General features: G+C 55.4%; 12 protein-coding genes and 18 tRNA genes. 1 reads left to right on the forward strand and 29 read right to left on the reverse strand.

What is annotated here, in order from left to right; all coding sequences use genetic code 11:
- Positions 1-70: 70 nt before the first annotated feature.
- The 8 genes from ACLCGK_RS07385 to ACLCGK_RS07420 all read right to left on the reverse strand — a co-directional run bounded on the left by ACLCGK_RS07385 (position 71) and on the right by ACLCGK_RS07420 (position 11202).
- Positions 71-928, reverse strand: coding sequence for a hypothetical protein (locus tag ACLCGK_RS07385; protein ID WP_410951679.1), 858 nt, complete (start codon positions 926-928; stop codon positions 71-73).
- Positions 916-2154 (reverse strand): hypothetical protein, encoded by a 1239-nt coding sequence (locus tag ACLCGK_RS07390; RefSeq protein WP_410951680.1) that lies wholly within the window; start codon positions 2152-2154, stop codon positions 916-918. The genes ACLCGK_RS07385 and ACLCGK_RS07390 overlap by 13 nt, the downstream gene beginning before the upstream one ends.
- Positions 2151-2792 carry a condensin complex protein MksE gene (locus ACLCGK_RS07395; RefSeq protein WP_410951681.1) on the reverse strand — a complete coding sequence of 214 codons (642 nt, stop codon included), beginning with the start codon at positions 2790-2792 and terminating at the stop codon, positions 2151-2153. The genes ACLCGK_RS07390 and ACLCGK_RS07395 overlap by 4 nt, the downstream gene beginning before the upstream one ends.
- The gene (locus tag ACLCGK_RS07400; RefSeq protein ID WP_410951682.1) at positions 2792-6589 is read right to left on the reverse strand and encodes an ATP-binding protein; all 3798 of its coding nucleotides are present in this window, start codon (positions 6587-6589) and stop codon (positions 2792-2794) included. The genes ACLCGK_RS07395 and ACLCGK_RS07400 overlap by 1 nt, the downstream gene beginning before the upstream one ends.
- 643 nt (positions 6590-7232) lie before the next feature.
- Positions 7233-8798, reverse strand: coding sequence for a hypothetical protein (locus tag ACLCGK_RS07405; protein WP_410951683.1), 1566 nt, complete (start codon positions 8796-8798; stop codon positions 7233-7235).
- A 145-nt stretch (positions 8799-8943) separates the two neighbouring features.
- Complete coding sequence (locus ACLCGK_RS07410) at positions 8944-9405, reverse strand: RES family NAD+ phosphorylase (RefSeq protein ID WP_056798158.1); 462 nt, start codon at positions 9403-9405, stop codon at positions 8944-8946.
- Positions 9402-9809, reverse strand: coding sequence for an antitoxin Xre/MbcA/ParS toxin-binding domain-containing protein (locus tag ACLCGK_RS07415; RefSeq protein WP_410951684.1), 408 nt, complete (start codon positions 9807-9809; stop codon positions 9402-9404). The genes ACLCGK_RS07410 and ACLCGK_RS07415 overlap by 4 nt, the downstream gene beginning before the upstream one ends.
- An 82-nt stretch (positions 9810-9891) precedes the next feature.
- Positions 9892-11202 (reverse strand): alpha/beta hydrolase, encoded by a 1311-nt coding sequence (locus tag ACLCGK_RS07420; protein WP_410951685.1) that lies wholly within the window; start codon positions 11200-11202, stop codon positions 9892-9894.
- A gap of 182 nt (positions 11203-11384) precedes the next feature.
- Between ACLCGK_RS07420 and ACLCGK_RS07425 the strand changes: the two genes are divergently transcribed.
- On the forward strand, positions 11385-11870 hold the full coding sequence (locus tag ACLCGK_RS07425) for a hypothetical protein (RefSeq protein ID WP_410951686.1): 486 nt from the start codon (positions 11385-11387) through the stop codon (positions 11868-11870).
- A 144-nt stretch (positions 11871-12014) separates the two neighbouring features.
- Here ACLCGK_RS07425 and ACLCGK_RS07430 read toward each other — a convergent pair whose 3' ends face one another.
- The 21 genes from ACLCGK_RS07430 to ACLCGK_RS07530 form a co-directional block, all read right to left on the reverse strand.
- On the reverse strand, positions 12015-12428 hold the full coding sequence (locus ACLCGK_RS07430; protein WP_410951687.1) for a GatB/YqeY domain-containing protein: 414 nt from the start codon (positions 12426-12428) through the stop codon (positions 12015-12017).
- Positions 12429-12507: 79 nt separating this feature from the next.
- Positions 12508-12581: transfer RNA gene (locus tag ACLCGK_RS07435), tRNA-Gly, on the reverse strand.
- 75 nt (positions 12582-12656) lie between these two features.
- Positions 12657-12781, reverse strand: a tRNA-OTHER gene (locus ACLCGK_RS07440).
- 162 nt (positions 12782-12943) lie between these two features.
- Positions 12944-13018, reverse strand: a tRNA-His gene (locus ACLCGK_RS07445).
- Positions 13019-13126: 108 nt separating this feature from the next.
- Positions 13127-13202, reverse strand: a tRNA-His gene (locus ACLCGK_RS07450).
- Positions 13203-13240: 38 nt separating this feature from the next.
- A tRNA-Gln gene (locus ACLCGK_RS07455) sits at positions 13241-13316 on the reverse strand.
- A 6-nt stretch (positions 13317-13322) separates the two neighbouring features.
- Positions 13323-13399, reverse strand: a tRNA-Val gene (locus tag ACLCGK_RS07460).
- Positions 13400-13460: 61 nt separating this feature from the next.
- Positions 13461-13536: transfer RNA gene (locus tag ACLCGK_RS07465), tRNA-Lys, on the reverse strand.
- 20 nt (positions 13537-13556) lie between these two features.
- Positions 13557-13631 (reverse strand) — tRNA-Cys (locus tag ACLCGK_RS07470).
- 275 nt (positions 13632-13906) lie between these two features.
- Positions 13907-13979: transfer RNA gene (locus ACLCGK_RS07475), tRNA-Thr, on the reverse strand.
- A gap of 28 nt (positions 13980-14007) precedes the next feature.
- Positions 14008-14083: transfer RNA gene (locus ACLCGK_RS07480), tRNA-Phe, on the reverse strand.
- Positions 14084-14104: 21 nt separating this feature from the next.
- Positions 14105-14180 (reverse strand) — tRNA-Asn (locus ACLCGK_RS07485).
- A gap of 7 nt (positions 14181-14187) precedes the next feature.
- Positions 14188-14263: transfer RNA gene (locus ACLCGK_RS07490), tRNA-Lys, on the reverse strand.
- A gap of 138 nt (positions 14264-14401) precedes the next feature.
- Positions 14402-14486, reverse strand: a tRNA-Tyr gene (locus tag ACLCGK_RS07495).
- Positions 14487-14524: 38 nt separating this feature from the next.
- Positions 14525-14599 (reverse strand) — tRNA-Asn (locus ACLCGK_RS07500).
- 21 nt (positions 14600-14620) lie between these two features.
- Positions 14621-14695, reverse strand: a tRNA-Trp gene (locus ACLCGK_RS07505).
- Between the two features lie 59 nt (positions 14696-14754).
- Positions 14755-14830, reverse strand: a tRNA-Ala gene (locus tag ACLCGK_RS07510).
- A 4-nt stretch (positions 14831-14834) separates the two neighbouring features.
- Positions 14835-14910 (reverse strand) — tRNA-Ile (locus ACLCGK_RS07515).
- The gene (locus ACLCGK_RS07520; RefSeq protein ID WP_410951688.1) at positions 14901-15029 is read right to left on the reverse strand and encodes a hypothetical protein; all 129 of its coding nucleotides are present in this window, start codon (positions 15027-15029) and stop codon (positions 14901-14903) included. Before ACLCGK_RS07520 ends, ACLCGK_RS07515 begins: the two co-directional genes overlap by 10 nt.
- A gap of 50 nt (positions 15030-15079) precedes the next feature.
- Positions 15080-15223, reverse strand: a complete 144-nt coding sequence (locus tag ACLCGK_RS07525) for a hypothetical protein (protein ID WP_156675893.1) — start codon at positions 15221-15223, stop codon at positions 15080-15082.
- A gap of 43 nt (positions 15224-15266) precedes the next feature.
- Positions 15267-15350: transfer RNA gene (locus tag ACLCGK_RS07530), tRNA-Tyr, on the reverse strand.
- Positions 15351-15385: the final 35 nt, after the last annotated feature.

Below are 15385 nucleotides of genomic sequence, written 5' to 3' on the forward strand. Positions count from 1 at the left end.
CCATCGTGGCATCGCAATTCCTGGTATTGTATTCCATTAAACTCAATTCATAACAAATTGAAGGTGATGGTTATTCACTGCTGCTGAATGCCGTCAAGCCTATGAGTTTTTCTTGGGGCAACGCTTTTCCTGCTGTTCGGATAATGCGATACACCCGAACAAGGTCTGGGTCGCTCAGTTTTTCAAGCATGGCCAGCTTGCCCACGAGCTGATTTTGATAGCGCCGCTCCGTGCTGACTTCATCCATCAGTTTTGTCAGCAAAGCGTCGCTCGGTGCCAGGTAGCGGCTGAAGAAGGGGAGGCTGGCGGCTATCGCCAGACCCTCGGGGTCATAGTCCGTGAAGGCAACCACTGGAAGCTCAAGTGCCGTGAGCAATCTTTGCGCACTCTGGGTTCGGTAGCTGCCAGGCGCGCCGCGAAACACGACCAAAGGGTTTCCAGTGATATTGGTCAGGATCGGTGTCTGGTGCGACAGCTCGAAGTTCTCCCAGTTTTCCACCAGCAGCACGCTGTCGTGACCGCAGTGCTTCACCACCCAGTGTCGATCCAGGTCGAGGCAAGCGCCCTCCGGAAGCTCGATGGGTGTCGGGCCCACGAGCAGTGGTCGGCCAGGCAGGGACTTCACCGCCACGCGATCGTGACGTAAGCGCTTGCCGGTGAATTTCTCATTGCCGCCCTTGCTCAAGGCCTCAGTCCTGGATGAGCCTTCCCAGGCGTTGGTAGGTGTGTCCGGATCCACCTTGCCGACATTTCGAATGACGACCGCAATAGCCTGCTTGTCTGCTTGCGTGAAGCGCCATTTCGCCCCGACCCGCTGGCCAATCCCGTATTCGGCGCAAAACGCATCCAGCTGCTTGGTGCTGCGATAATCGCTTTCGACTGATTGGTAGATGGCCAGCAGGCGCTTGATGATCCCTAACGTTTGCATAGCAACACATCCTCGATAATCACGTTGCCGCTGAGGAAGTCATCGCTGTTTCTGGCCACTTGCGTGATGGCCACCCTGCGGATGATCTTGGCGTTGACCTTCATCTGTTTTTCCAGCAGGGTCAGGAAGCACATCAAGCACGATTCCTGGTCGAGCACCTGGGTCTCCGGAGCTTGCGCAAAGTAGTGCGCGGCAGAGAGTTGTTCCGTCACCCTGGCAGCTTCATTGAGCAGGCGCTGACTGACCACCACCAGCGGGGAGCCCTTGATCAGCGCAGCCTTCGGCGCCTCTTCGGTCACCAGTTTCCCCGCGCCACGCGCCTTGGTTGGTACCGGTATGGCCTTCTCGATGCTCATGGCCACATCAACCAGCGAATCCCGAATCTCCTGTCGACCCAGGTCAGGCTCCAGGCGGATTTTCATGGGTTCGTGCTGGTACGCCCACTCCGGGATTTCCGGGTATTCATCCGGTGTCCCGACCTCGTACTCAGGATGCCGGCGCAGGTACAATTGCAGTGCACGGATGCGCCTGGCGCGGGGTTCAACGGTGCGCAGCTTGTGCAGGTACATCTTCAGCACATGGGTGATGTCAGACGTCGCCGAGCGCCAGCGGGAGAGGTTGTCCAGGATGTGGCTACGGTAGAGGGCCTCCAGGGGCTCGCGCTCGGGTGCAGCAAGCTCCTCCAGCAGGCTGACTGCATCGAACTGGATCAGGGCTTTGACGATGCGTTCAAGCTGCTCCAGGTAGTGGAGGTTCTGCTTTTCCTTCTCCTTGTACGTCCTGACGTTGCCGAAGTTGTTTTCCGCCGCTGTGCGCACATGCAGGAGGAACTCATTCATCTCTTCGGCTATTTCGTAGAGTGTGACATCGATTTCCCCGTGCAGGATCTGAACGTCGTCCGTGCGACCGTCAAAATAGGCATGCGAGTAGTCGTCGAGCAGCTTCGACAGCCGCCCCATTTGCTCGGCGAAGTCAGCTGACACACCGTAGTTGCGTGAGCGGTGAGTGGCCTCGTCCAGTAGCTTGCTCAGGTTGGGCGACAGTCGAAAGGAGTTATCGACGATCGGGTTGATCCGCACCGCCCGGTTCTGGAGCAGCTGGTTAAGCGCCTTGGCATTCTGCTCCGTGCGCAGGATATGGCCTTCGGCGTACATCTGTGCGATCAGCGCGCTCTGGCTGTTCAGTAGCTTCAGATGGTTGATGACGGTATCTTCGAGCGTGCTCATGCTTCAACTCGCTTTTCGAAGTCGCTGTCTTCTTCCGAGATCTTGTCGTGCTGCATCAGGTATTCGATGGCCTCCATCAACCATTCGATGCGCCCTGTGAACATGTAGATTTCCGACTCGGGATTGACTAAGCGCAGGAACCCGTCATTCTGGAATTTGCGCACGATCCTGTTCAGTCGTTCGCGGTCGGATCCATCCTTGCTGACGAGACCTGTATCAATGGCAGTCTGGCGGAGCTGTTCTGTAAGGCTGGCATTCGCGGCGATCCGACCCATCATGCGGTTGAGATCCAGCTTCTGCCCTGCCGACACCGCACCGTCATCACCGGCTATGCGCATGACGATCTCCAGGAAGGAGACCATGGGCCTGAGGATGTTCTTGAGTTCGGTGAAGCGCTTCTTGGCCGCCTTCTTGCCCTCGTTGTCGATGTCGGCGTGCGCCGCAAAATAGGCGCCCGCTCCACGGGTCATGGTGATCCGCAAGTCCAGACGCCGCAGGTAGAGGTCGATCTCTTCAAGATTCGTCCGCCCATTGGTCAGCTGTGTGCTGGTCAGGTACTGGTAACCTTCCTGATCAGTGACGGGGCAGATGAACTGGCCTTCCAGCAAGCCGGTTACAACACGGGAAAATGGGTTCATCAGGCGCTCTCCAGATCCAGATCGTAATCACCTTCGACGTCCACGTCAGCGTCAGAGGTAGCCACCAGCTTGCACTCCACTAGCCGGCGTTCCGCATCGAGCTTGTACTTGTTCTCGAACAGAATCAGCGTTTCCGCGTCCGGATCAGGGAAAGCGGTGCACAGGGTGATTCGGTTCTGCCCAAGGTAATTGCACAGAGAAATCACGTTCTCGGCATCGATGGCCTTAAGCTCGTCGACACACCAGGTCAGCTGCACCGGAGCGTTGCCACGCACCTTGGAAATGAAGCCCAGGAACAGGATGATCAGGATCAGATAGCTCAGGCCATTGGAGGAAACGTTCTCCAACTCGGAGCGATTTCGGAACTGACGAAGGTTGTTCTTTTCCTCCACGGAGCCGCGAATGCTGACCAGGGATTTGAAGTTGGCGTTGATGCCACTCTTGATGTCCCAGTGGCTGAGCAGCGCCAGCAGATTCTCCACTGCCTGCTGGTTCGGAAGGGTGTCTTCGGTGAGCCACTGCTCCCTGTCGTCGGTGATCTTGCTGATGATCTTCCAGTAGTCGAGCTCTTCCACGGAGGAGAAGATGGAGACCTTCAGGTTGGTGATGCTGTCGAACACCTGGGAGCTGTGGGTCAAGTGTTCCTGTAGACCCGTGTTGAAGCGGGTGATTTTTTCCGAGAAGCTCTTGAGCTCCCGGTGAAGGCCCTGGATCTCGCCGAAAATGGTGCGCCCATCGGCAATCAACAGCCGGCGACTTTTGTCGTGGTGGTTGGCAAACCAGTCCTCAATGACTTGCAGCATCATCCGGGTATCGACCTCACCGCTGGACTCTTCTCGCAGGTTGGCGACACGATCCTGGAAGTACGTCGCGGGTGGCGCGAGTGGCGTGGTCACGAATGCTCCGCGCATCTTGCTGACCTTGGTGCGAAGCTCTTTGTCCGCCTCGCGAAGGCGAGCCTGAACACCGCCCATGGATGCCCGCAGGATTTCGGCCTGCCAGACCTCCTCATAGGCCTCAAATCGCTTGGTGGCAGTGAATGGGGCCAATACTTCTTTCAAGGCGTTGTCGACGATCAGCGAATTTTCGACGCAGCCGTTGATGGCGTCGCGGCATTCGTTGATTGTCGCGCCAATGTCAGTTTTCGTGCGTGACCAGGCTTCAGTGGTCTTTTCCAACTCCAGCTTCTTGCCGGTCATAAGCGTGTTGGCCTGCTCGATTCTGGTCGCAAGGATTGGCTTTTCCGGCTCAGAGTATTCCAGCCAATGTTGCCATTTGTTGAGCAGGTCGCGCCAACTGTCGATCTCGACCAGTTTTGCCTTCAGCTCGCGCATTTGCTCTTCGAGCTCTCCAATAACCTGGACGTCGGCCCCTTCCTCAGTCAGCTTGCGGTTTAGATCCGCCTTCAAAGACCGTATCGACAAGTCGGTGGCCTGAGCATGCGCATGGATCTTGCCATTCAAGTCAGCTTCCGCTTGCTGATACCGGGAAGAGATCGCCGCCTTCTCTGCCTTGGCACGTTCATCGAGCTTATCTTGGTCGCTGGCAAGCCGGCGAGCGAACGCATCATAGGCTTGTTGCGACAGATTCAACTTGCGCCTTGTCTCGGCGAGCGTGTCCTGGGCAATCAGCATGGCTTCGTCGCGATTCTTCCGCAGATCCCTTTTCAGAGTGCTGATTTCTGCATCGATGACTTGTTTTACTGACCGGGCCTTGCTCAGTTTCGATCGGGCGATGCCCAATTCATCCTGGGCAACCTTGTGGGTCTGGCGAAGGTCTTTCTGGCGCTCGCTTGCGCGCTCCAACTGGCCTTCGATGGCAGCCAGCTCCTCATGGGCTTCAGCCAGCAATGCCTGCAATTTTGACTCATCCGCTTCATCCACGGGGTCAACATATTCCAGGTCAAGGGCGATGCCATAGAGGCTGTCGGAGATTGTGGCAAGCTGAGGATGCAGGTCAGTGCGGTGGAGCAGGCCAGGGTTGATCACTTTTGCAATGTTGTCTGACCAGTCCGGACGATTGGATCGCAGAAACTGAAGCAGGCTGTCAGGCTCGGGGGCATGGGCGCGCTTGATACCTTCAATCACGGACAGCTGTTTACTCGCCGCTTGCTTGATCCTGGTGATTTCCTGGTCAAGGGCACTCGACTGTGCCTGAAGATCACTGACCGTGCTTTCTTGCTGCCTGACTGCCTTGTCATGAAGGGCGACGACTGCCTCTGCTTGGTCGAGTTGTTCAGTCTTGTTCTCAAGGGCTTCACCGAGGGCTGGATCGATGACCGGATTGTTCACACGTTCCTGGTCGCGACCCATCTGCTGGGTGACTTCCTGGATCGCACGTTGCAAAGCCTCGCGCTCTGCACTGGAGGCTTCCTGATAGGTGCGCCTGGCGTCCTGTTGGCGTTGATCTGCCGCAACCTGCTCCTCACGCTCACGGTGGCGCAACGCCGCAGATTCCTGGGCCACTGCGGTACGAAAGTCATTGTGACGACTGTTTTCAGCGTTGATTTCCTGATCGTACTTGGCCTTGATGTGGGTGGCCGCGCCGAGCACCAGGTCGTGGCGCTTCTCGATTCGATGGAGTTCTGCGGCAAACATCTCTCGCTGGCTGTATTCTGCGCGCTTGCGCTCAACATCCTGGCCAAGCATCTTCAAGCGCGCATCTTCAATGCTCTGCAGGGTGTTTTCGCACTGGTGTATATCTGCCTTGGCTGCTTGAATGTCGGCCAGTAGCGCACTGTAGGCCTGGTCGTACTCGTCCTTGCGTCCCTGGAGGAACTGCTCAAGGCTGTCCCGCTGGCTTTCACGCTGGGCCTTGGTCACTTCGAGGTGTTCTTTGAGGAGCAGGAATTTTTCCTTCAGCTCCCGCATGCCATCTTCAGCATTTTCCAGATTCAGGCGCACCTCGATGGCCTCATTGACCAAGGGCCGGATGCCCATGATGTTCTGGTACGCGCTGTAGTCACGTGGCCAGTTCTCGACAAGACCGCGCTCCGTCTGGATACCCATCGACTGTTTGTCGAAAACCCAGTCCGCCACGACCTGCTGCAGGTCATCGAAATTCGCCTTGCGCGAGAACATCCCTTTGGTGAGCTTTTCGAGGTGGCGCAGGGGGCGATTGTAGCTGGTGAAGGCGTAGTCGGCGGACATGCCAAGCAGGTATCGTCTGTGCTTGCTTTCCGCGCCGTGGGGCTGCCAGTACTGAATGATGCTTCTGAAGTCGACATAGGTTTCGACTTGCTTGTCGGCATGCGGAATCTTCAGTTGAACCAGCCGCATGCGAAACTCTTTAGCCAGCACGAACTGTCCATCGTCGGTGACGAACATTTCACGCAGGAACCCGCTTTTCACGAAGCGGAAATAGACGCGCTCAGCCGTGCTGTTGCTGTAGGCCACGACGAGTCGTCGACTGCCGTCTGGGCGCTCGTATTCGTAGACAATGAAAGAGGTTTGATTGGGTAGGTAGTAGTCGATGAACGAGTCCTTGCCCTGGGAAACCACATCTTTAGGCTCAACACCCGCGAAGATCAGTGCCAACGACAACAGCGATGTCTTGCCTTGGCCGTTGCGCCCGGTGAGCGCGGTGCCGCCGTCGATGCTCATGGTTTGAATGCGACCCCGTGACAGCGAGTCGACCAAGTGGATGTTCAGCAGGCGGAACAGCGTCTCGGGTTGGCCATTCGCCAGATGAAGGCCATCTGCCATCTCTAGTTCGGTAGACGGGGCATCGATGTCGGGGGTTGCCGGTCGATCATCTGCAGGAAGAAAAAGGTTTGGAGTGTGATCATCGTGGATCATGGGTGGCTCCTGAATCCTGGCTGTGCACCTGGATGGATCATGGTGGGCCTGCGAAGCCCGAAATCCAGGTGGGTGTCGGCAATCAAATAGTGGATTCTACGGCGGTTTGATCTACTCCTGCCAGTCATACGTCAATAGATCCGAAGGTTTTTGAAGTTACCAACAGGGGCTTCCCCAATTTGGGGTAGTGGTTAAATGCAATTGATAATCCAGTGGCCCAACACCTGTGGCTTATCTGCGCTGAATTCTAACGTCGAACTTGAAAGAGTACAAATGTTCTCTTTGCACAGATTGAATGCGGATTGGTGCGAATGGGAAATCGCGTCCTGTTTACTCACCAAGTGAGTAATTGTTCACCCGCCAGATGAGTAATGAATGCGCGGGATAAAAAATCGGGAAGCGCGTACAGTTCTGGAAGTTGATATATGCATATATTGATTGAGCAATGACAAGCAGGTGCTGACATCGATGTTGTCAACGTGGATCTGGTGCCAGTACCCCTCCAAAACAAAAATCACCAGATTCCTGCGTGGTGGCGGCCAAACTCCAGATACCGAGCGTGTGGAGCGGGGTGGTTCGGTGGTCGCCAGGTTCGTGGAGGCCTGCGAGGCTTCATTCGAATGAGTTGGCGAGCCCTTGAGCTTTACAAGCCGAGTTCATGCTCAAGGGCCGAATCAACATACTGCTCGAACGCAGGATTGCGCAGCAGCAGGTCAGCGGGCACATAGCGAAGGGCTCGCTCGAAGTACACCCGCGAAGGGAGGATGCTGGCCAGGCCCGCCCAGTTGCTTTCAAGCAGGTATATGACAGACTCCTTTTGCGCAAGGCCATTGTTTTTGGCCTCCCTGCGCCAAAAAACAGAATCAACAGCCTCCTGAATCAGCTGGGTCTGCCCCAGCCTGATAGCCAGGTTCATTTTTCGCAGCGATGGGGCTTGCTGGTCTGGTTGAGTCTGCGCCAGGTCATTGGAGCAAAACCACTCACCCAACTGCATATCTTCGCAGGGCAGGTAGCCCAGTGATTCGAAGGCCTCAGCCACACTCAGATCGATGGCGAGCGCTCGCAGCGTAGTGCTGCCCTTGATGTTCACGTAGCCCGCATCGACCAGGGCTGATCGATGGTGGTCGATCAGTGACAAAAGGGATTTGAAATGGTGTGTGGAGGGGTAATCCAGCTGAAAATCAAGAACGGTATCCTGCATCTGATGCATGTAGTCGAAAAGGGCGTGGCTGAAAACGTCCTGCATGAGTTCTTGCGGCGCGTGCGCTTGAACCAGGGCTTCGGCAAATTGATCCGGATACTCAAACAGGCTGCGCATGCACTCCCTGGAAGGCTCCACGGCACCGGTCTTCAGCCATGAGGTGGCCATTTCAAGGCGCTCATCCAGCGAGAAACCCAGGAGTTCGTACCGTGATACGCGTTTGCCCGCAAAGTCCTTGGTCGACAGATTGTCGCTGAAGTCAAAGCTGGAGAACCCCGTGGCGATGCCCAGGAAGAAATTTCGGTAAAGCGCTTTTGCGTCTTCGACCTCGGGAACGGGGAGCCTTTGAAACTGTTTCAACATTTCAGTAGCCGTCCACGCCGCATAATCGCTCCTGTCATGCTTGAGCGCGTCCAACCAGGCTTGCCGACACACTTGCATCAGGGGTGAGTGAGCCAGGTAAGGGAGGCTGTTATCCGTGCCCAGAACCATGGTGAACAGTCGGGCTGCGGGATCTTCAAATGAAAGACCTGATGATCGTGATGACTGGATGACAAACGTCGGCACCCGCAGGGCTTTGAGGAACTGGCTGTCGAGCGCCAACACCTCTTTTTGATATTGCTGATGGGAGTGCTTGCAAGCGACCAAGTCGAATATGACGGTCGGGATGAAGAACTGTATTTCGTTATAGGTGGGTGCATCCATGTAGAGCGAACAGGCGAGCAGGTCGATGACATTGACGCCCTTGTCTGTCAGCGTTTCGAAAACGTCAGGTGTGTTGTCCGTGTAGAGTAAGTTGCGGCTGCCCAGCATTATTTCGCGCAGGTGGCGGTAGAAATATTCAGCAGCTTTCTGCGGGTCTTCCAGGGTCAACAGCCAATGCGCAATCGGTGGCTTTTCACAGGTCGGATAGGAGGCCCCAGGAATAGCGTTCGCGCAGTAATCGACGAGGTCTTCGATCTTTCTTTTGATGATGGCATTCTCAGCCATTCTTTCCTGGTCGACCATTATCGCTGAGTCCCTGGTGATTATGGGCTGCACTGGTGTCAATGCAGCTCCTCTATTCTAGGCATGCTATCAGCGCTCAATCCATTGTCCGGGTCAACTGGTGAGGCCGGCATCGCCAGCACGCAAGCCAAGTAGCCCCGTGCGATCAGGAGAGTTTGGCGAACAGACGCTTGTCTGCTGGGAACTCGAAGGAAGTCAGTTTGGCCTGGCTGGCGTCGGGGTGCAGCGGGTTGAAGATGAAGTTGCAGTTCTCAGGCACGATGGCCGTGGGTACCCGCAGCAGCAACGATTCGCTGCTGGTCAGCCAGTTGTCCCCCATGGCCTGGGTGACTTCGGACTGCTCATGCCAGCCAGGCTTGAGTTGCCCTCGGGCGTCCTTGACTGAAACCGAGTCAGGTAATTCGACGCGCAGCAGGGTGAAAGATTCAGGCAGCTCCCCCATCGCCATCTCAAAATGAACGAGCACTTCAAGCACGCAGGTGGCGGGCCAATCGGCCAGGTAGACGACAGGCCGCCCCTTGGTGTGCCAGCGGCCTGAAACGATCGTTCCGCCTATGCCAGTAAGATCCTTGTAGTTCGAGATACGCCACAAGACCAGCGCTGTCATGCGGCAAACCCGTGATGGATACGCTGCAGGGCATCTTCTACGCCAACATAGCCGGGCGTTGTGGCGACAGCGGCCAGCGGCGTCAGTCCATCAAACATGGCCTGAGGCTTGGCCAACCAGCGGGCAGCCTTTTCCTTGTCCCCAAAGACCGACTCAGCCAGGACAACGATTCGACTGACACGGTAGAAATGATCACCTTCTTCCTGGGACAGGGCTTCGCCCCTGGCTTTGCGATGGCGCAGGGTGCGGGCATTGATGATCCCCACGCCCACGGGGTTCACACCGTGCTTGGTGAGGTTCTCAAGCGCTTCCAATGGCACGCCAGAGCGGATCAGGGCATCTGCGCGCATACCATTGGAGCCCCCGAGGATCTGAAGTACCTTGAGATCGGGTTGCGTGTTCATGGACACCTCCTAATGTGGCAATATGCCCTGGAGTATAAGGCATTTTGCCAAAGAAGGGGTGCTGTTGTTCCACATGCTGCCGTCAGGGCTTGAACACCCAGTACAGGGCCGGGGCCTTGCCGGCAGAGGACAAGCCTGCTCGATCCTGGACAGGGAGTTGAGACTTCAGCAGGTAGTGCATGTCTGAAATGATGGATCTATTGTCGCCGTAGTAGGTATGCCCAACGAGGCTGGTGTCGACGTTCGAGGCATCAATGGTGTCCATACCACTGACGATCACCAGTTCGCCTTTGGTATCCCCGGCGCGTTGATAGCCATGAATTTTTTTGGAAAGGCCCAGGGCCTCGTCATTCGATGAGGCATACATCGTGACATTTCGACCGGTGCCGATCAGCTTCGGTGCTATATCGCGTTTGAACACAACCGCATCAATGTCAGGTGCAGCCAGTATCACCCCTCTGATTTTCCTGGCTGAGGCGGGGTCTTCAGCACCAATGCTCGCGATCGATCGCGACAAGGCCCTGGTGCCCATGCTGTGGCCGATCACATACACGTTATCGGCGTGGGAGTTGCGCAGAAAGTCCAGCAGGAAGCCCTTCAAGTCGGCTTCTGCCCATTCGATGTTGCGTTCATCCACGGTGTAGGAGGGGATATTGCCTTGGGAGGGCCAACTGAAAAACACCGGCACGCCTTTGAACTCCAGATCGTATGCCATCTGCGCGGTTCGCCGAGCAGCATCTTCGAAACTGACGTTGAAGCCATGGACAAACACAAAGGCACTGGAACCCTTGGTGTCAGTCAGGGCACCATTGATGTCACTGAAGAATTGCTCCCTGGTTGTTTTGGCGGCAGACATCAACACGATGTGTTTCTCGGGGTTTGGTCTGAACTCAAGGCGCCACTTTGAAGGTGCCTCTATTTCGCCCATGCGATGATCCTTGGGGATGCTGACATAGCAATGCCCGAACGACAAATCGCCAGGCTCTGCCGTGTATTGCAGGTTGCCATCTACCTTCTTCGCCAGCCTGTTTGTGGCATAGCTCACTTTCAGGCGGGTAAATTTCCCATCGGCTTCGATAACCCTATATGCAGCTGCTACTGCCCCTTCATCTCTGTCAACGACCGCGATTCTTTGGCCTGAGATCCCCCCTCCGGGGACTGTAGTTACAGGATCCTCAAAAATTATCTCCTTGTCCCCATCTGTATTCTCACCAAAGGGGGGACGTATTGAGGTTTCCTTTGAGACAGAGGCACAGCCGCCCGCCGTAAGAACGATTATCATGTAAAGTAAGAAGCTCCTGATCCTGATGGGTTGCATGTCCATGCCCTCAACCAGTGATGAAATCCATACTGGCAAAAGAGTAGCAAAGATTCCATGCGTCAAGGGTGACATTCAGATGCTTCCTGTGAAACGGAGATGGTGCGCCCATCCGACCGTTAAAGACTGGTTTAGAAAACTCGCTTAACTAATATATTGCCACAGCCCTTTTTTGAGGTATGATTTCGGGTCTTGGGGCTTTTCTGGTTGCTGGCCACCTGAAGTCTATAAATACTCACTTGCAAGGAATTTTTTTCATGGCGGTGGTTGATCTTCGAACCCTTAGGGCGCACTTGGCTGCAGGGGACTGGGTCAGAGCCGAGGCGCTCTTGAATGCGCCTAGGAGGCTGACCTTATCGAACGGGGCGAGATCGCTTCAGCGGGATATCAGCAGGTGTTACCTGGCGTTGTTCAATGCTGCTGCCACGCATGGGTATCTCATGGGTGTGGCACCTTACACGTTTTCGCCCCGTGATAGCCGAATCGCCAGTATTATGCTATCAGCCTTGAGCAAATGTCAGGCGTTGTCCAACCTGGGAAGCAAAGGCTACTTGGCCGCTAATGCCACGCCCGTGGAGCGCGTGGTCGGCCATGTGGCGAACTGCCTGATCGCAGGCGGGCATTCCCCCAAAACAGCCAGCGATCTGATGCTTTCAGCTGGGATGTGCAAGCAACTCATCCTGTCTATCCCGGCTCTGGAAGGGACTGCCGAAACTCACCTGCTGGCTGATTTGGGACTGTGAAGGCGCGGGTCGCCCCAGTTGCAGGCCTTACCTAGGGTCATCCAATCGTAGCCTTGGAAACATCTTCCTTCAGGTGGGGGAGGACGTCAACTCGCATTGCCTGCAGAAACGAACAAGGCCTGGTCTCCCAGGCCTCATTGGCGCTTATTGCAGCAGCGCCTTGGCGATCGCCGAGGCTTTGCCCTTGTCGTAGCGGCCAGCGAAATGATCGCCCAGGTACTTCATGGCGTCCTTCATGCTGGTCGCGCCACTGGCACTCAGCGCCTCACGCAACTGGTCTTCGCTCATTTCAGCCGGCAGGAAGGCCTGCAGGGTCGCGTTCTCGGTTGCCAGGCGAGGGTTGTCGCCGCTGAGCCTGATGGTTTCGGTGTTGGACTTGATCAATTTCTTGATTGCCCCCACCACCAGTTCATCAGTGATGGCGACCTCGACTTCCTTGCCCTTGGTGAGCGTTTCCAGCTCGCCGACCAGCAGGGTAAGGATCTTGAAGCCGGTAACCTGAGAAGCGTCCTTGCGCAACTCAGCCCGTTTTATTTGCACTGCCTCGAATAAGCTCATGACGCATTTTTCCTTCCAATTTTGTTAAATGAGTTGAAGGGTTGATGGAAGCCCCGCATGTGCAGCGGAACCATGGAGATGGAGCGTCCTGCGGGATTCGAACCCGCTTCTCTTGCCTGGCAGACAAGGGCACAACCCGTATACCAAAGACGCAAAGTTTTCGGCACATCAGCAAGTCACGGTGAACCTGAAGGGCCTGTTAGAAGCTGGCGCATGCTGTACCACGTTTGGTGGGAAAGACAGGATTTGATACCTGTACAGCCCAGTGCTAGATCAAGCTCTCCGGAGAGCCATCCCAAGCGTTTCAGGCACGGAGTCACCCTCCGCTGCGCTGGCCGATGCGCACCTTTCCCAGAAGCCATTCAAACTTGCGGTAGAAGATGAGGAGGGCGCCAGGCTGCCTTGCGACTCAATCCCTTTCTACGGCGATGTGGCGGGCCCGATTGGATTTGAACCAACGACCTCCTGGGTCAGAACCAGGCGCTCTTCCAACTGAGCTACGGGCCTACGTCTGTGGGTGAAGCACAGGTCTCGAACCTGTCACCTCCGGCATCACGAGCCGGCGCTCTACCTGATGAGCCAGCCCCACCATAAACCTTTACTGCTTTATTGCGATGTGGCGGGCCCGGTTGGATTCGAACCAACGACCTCCTGGGTCAAATCCAGGCGCTCATCCCGCTGAGCTACGAGCCTACGTGTGGGGTGAAGCACGGGTCTCGAACCCGTCGCCTCCGGCGTCACAAGCCGGCGCTCTACCTGATGAGCTAGCTCCACCATAAAACCTGTACTAACCTATACTGCGTACTGCGATGTGGCTGGCCCGGTTGGACTTGAACCAACGACCTCCTGGGTCAGAACCAGGCGCTCTTCCAGCTGAGCTACGAGCCTAAAAAGTGGTAGTGAAGTTCGGATTCGAACCGAAGACCCCCTGCTTGTAAGGCAGATGCTCTAACCAGCTGAGCTACTTCACTAAAAAGACAGTGTCCCGCCGCTACACTGACAATGCTTGAACTCGAATCAAGCGCCGAATCATGGTGGGTGGTGCGAGAATCGAACTCGCGACCTGCTGATTAAGAGTCAGCTACTCTGCCTACTGAGTTAACCACCCGTGAAACACATGCTGCAATCTGGAGTTGATGACAGGGGTCGAACCTGCATAAAAGTGGTTTGCAATCACTTGCCTAGCCATTCAGCCACATCAACGTAAATCTGTAACAACTTCATTTGGTGGAGGCAACGGGAGTCGAACCCGCGAATGCCATTACCTGGAGGTTCTTACACCTCGAAGCTCGAACTGAGATTAGGGCTCGCTTCCTCTGCTGGTTTACCCCGCCTTGGGGGAGTGATTACCGATCCAAGGCCGCTATGAGTGCTTCTGTCACATTCCCTCAGTTCAATGCGTGGCTGGTTGTTACACCTCGGCGCCTAGTTTATGCCGTGCTCGCGTCCTCATCTGAGCATCTGCCCCCAAACCCTTGTGCTCCGCCCAGGAATCGAACCTGAAACCTCGTCCTTACCAAGGACGCGCTCTACCGATTGAGCTAGAGGAGCAAAACCTGCTATACTGCGTATTACAATTTGGAGCAGTGGACAGGAATCGAACCTGTGACGCATGGCGTTTCAAACCATCGCTCTACCAACTGAGCTATCACTGCAATAAAACGGTGCTACGAATTTGGCTCCGGGAACAGGGTTCGAACCTGTGACCTGCAGATTAACAGTCTGCCACTCTACCGACTGAGTTATCCCGGAAGTGTACTGGTGAATGGCGGGAGAGTTGAACTCCCAACCCCCTGGTTAAAAGCCAGGTGCTCTACCAATTGAGCTAGCCACTCAGAAAATGTGGTGCATGAAACCCGCACCGTTTACAACTCCACCTACCTTGGATGAGCAGCCCCGCACCTCGCTTTCATCCTGACTTTACACTGCAGTAAAGTCCCCTGTATTTCTCCAGGCGGTCAGCCTGTCATTGATGGTGGGCAGGAGAGGATTTGAACCTCTGAACCCGGAGGGAGCGATTTTACAGACCGCCGTCTTTGGCCGCTCGACAACCTACCCAGTAACACTGACCTGCCACTCTTTTGCAGGCTTCAATTTGGCTCCGAGAGCTGGATTCGAACCAGCGACCAACGCATTAACAGTGCGCGGCTCTACCGCTGAGCTATCTCGGAATTTAACCTTTACAGCTATATTGGCGGGCTGATCAAGACTCGAACTTGAACCGCAAGGATTTGGAATCCCGCATCATGCCATTAGAACATCAACCCTGGAACTGCTTCGGAGATCGCTCTCCAGGTCAACAGCGTTACCCATAAACCCTTGGATCTGGTGGAAACTAGGGGGATCGAACCCCTGACCTACTGCTTGCAAGGCAGTTGCTCTCCCAGCTGAGCTAAGTCCCCAATTTGGTGGACGTCACAGGGTTCGAACCTGCCACCTCTCGATTATCGGTCGAGCGCTCTACCAGCTGAGCTAGGCGTCCAATTTACGTTTATCACCGTCTTTCTCAAGACGTTTTTCGAAGCCGGTAACCAGTTTTCCCAGCGTGCGGAACTCGCGCTGTAACTGCTGGAGGAGTCGTGCTTTATGAAATTCCTTCATGTTTGACACATCATCTCTCCCGCCAAAACCCTGGCCAAATGTTCATTTTTTCAGTGCTTGTTTAAAGCGACCTGATTGTTTTCATGCGCCTTGAGTTTGACCTCAAGTCCGTCAAGCGCTCTTTCAATCTCGTCGAGGAGGGAGCTGGCTCGCTTTGCTGCCTGGATAAACGCCAGTGCACTTAAACGTCTCATCTTCAACCTGCCTGTCGAGCTTCAAAGCCCTTGTATTGCAAAATGGTGGGGTCACCTGGATTTGAACCAGGGCGTCTTTCAAGCCGGATTTACAGTCCGGTGCATTCGTCCACTCTGCCACAACCCCATTTTTTTGAGTCCAAACAAAAACCCCGGAGCTTT

It is taken from the genome of Pseudomonas sp. S1(2024), assembly GCF_046557535.1.

Coding starts and splice junctions, on each gene's coding strand:
- ACLCGK_RS07385 (WP_410951679.1), bottom strand. CDS start 928: ATGCAAACGTTAGGGATCATCAAGCGCCTGCTGGCCATCTACCAATCA.
- ACLCGK_RS07390 (WP_410951680.1), bottom strand. CDS start 2,154: ATGAGCACGCTCGAAGATACCGTCATCAACCATCTGAAGCTACTGAAC.
- ACLCGK_RS07395 (WP_410951681.1), bottom strand. CDS start 2,792: ATGAACCCATTTTCCCGTGTTGTAACCGGCTTGCTGGAAGGCCAGTTC.
- ACLCGK_RS07400 (WP_410951682.1), bottom strand. CDS start 6,589: ATGATCCACGATGATCACACTCCAAACCTTTTTCTTCCTGCAGATGAT.
- ACLCGK_RS07405 (WP_410951683.1), bottom strand. CDS start 8,798: ATGGTCGACCAGGAAAGAATGGCTGAGAATGCCATCATCAAAAGAAAG.
- ACLCGK_RS07410 (WP_056798158.1), bottom strand. CDS start 9,405: ATGACAGCGCTGGTCTTGTGGCGTATCTCGAACTACAAGGATCTTACT.
- ACLCGK_RS07415 (WP_410951684.1), bottom strand. CDS start 9,809: ATGAACACGCAACCCGATCTCAAGGTACTTCAGATCCTCGGGGGCTCC.
- ACLCGK_RS07420 (WP_410951685.1), bottom strand. CDS start 11,202: ATGTCACCCTTGACGCATGGAATCTTTGCTACTCTTTTGCCAGTATGG.
- ACLCGK_RS07425 (WP_410951686.1), top strand. CDS start 11,385: ATGGCGGTGGTTGATCTTCGAACCCTTAGGGCGCACTTGGCTGCAGGG.
- ACLCGK_RS07430 (WP_410951687.1), bottom strand. CDS start 12,428: ATGAGCTTATTCGAGGCAGTGCAAATAAAACGGGCTGAGTTGCGCAAG.
- ACLCGK_RS07520 (WP_410951688.1), bottom strand. CDS start 15,029: ATGAAGGAATTTCATAAAGCACGACTCCTCCAGCAGTTACAGCGCGAG.
- ACLCGK_RS07525 (WP_156675893.1), bottom strand. CDS start 15,223: ATGAGACGTTTAAGTGCACTGGCGTTTATCCAGGCAGCAAAGCGAGCC.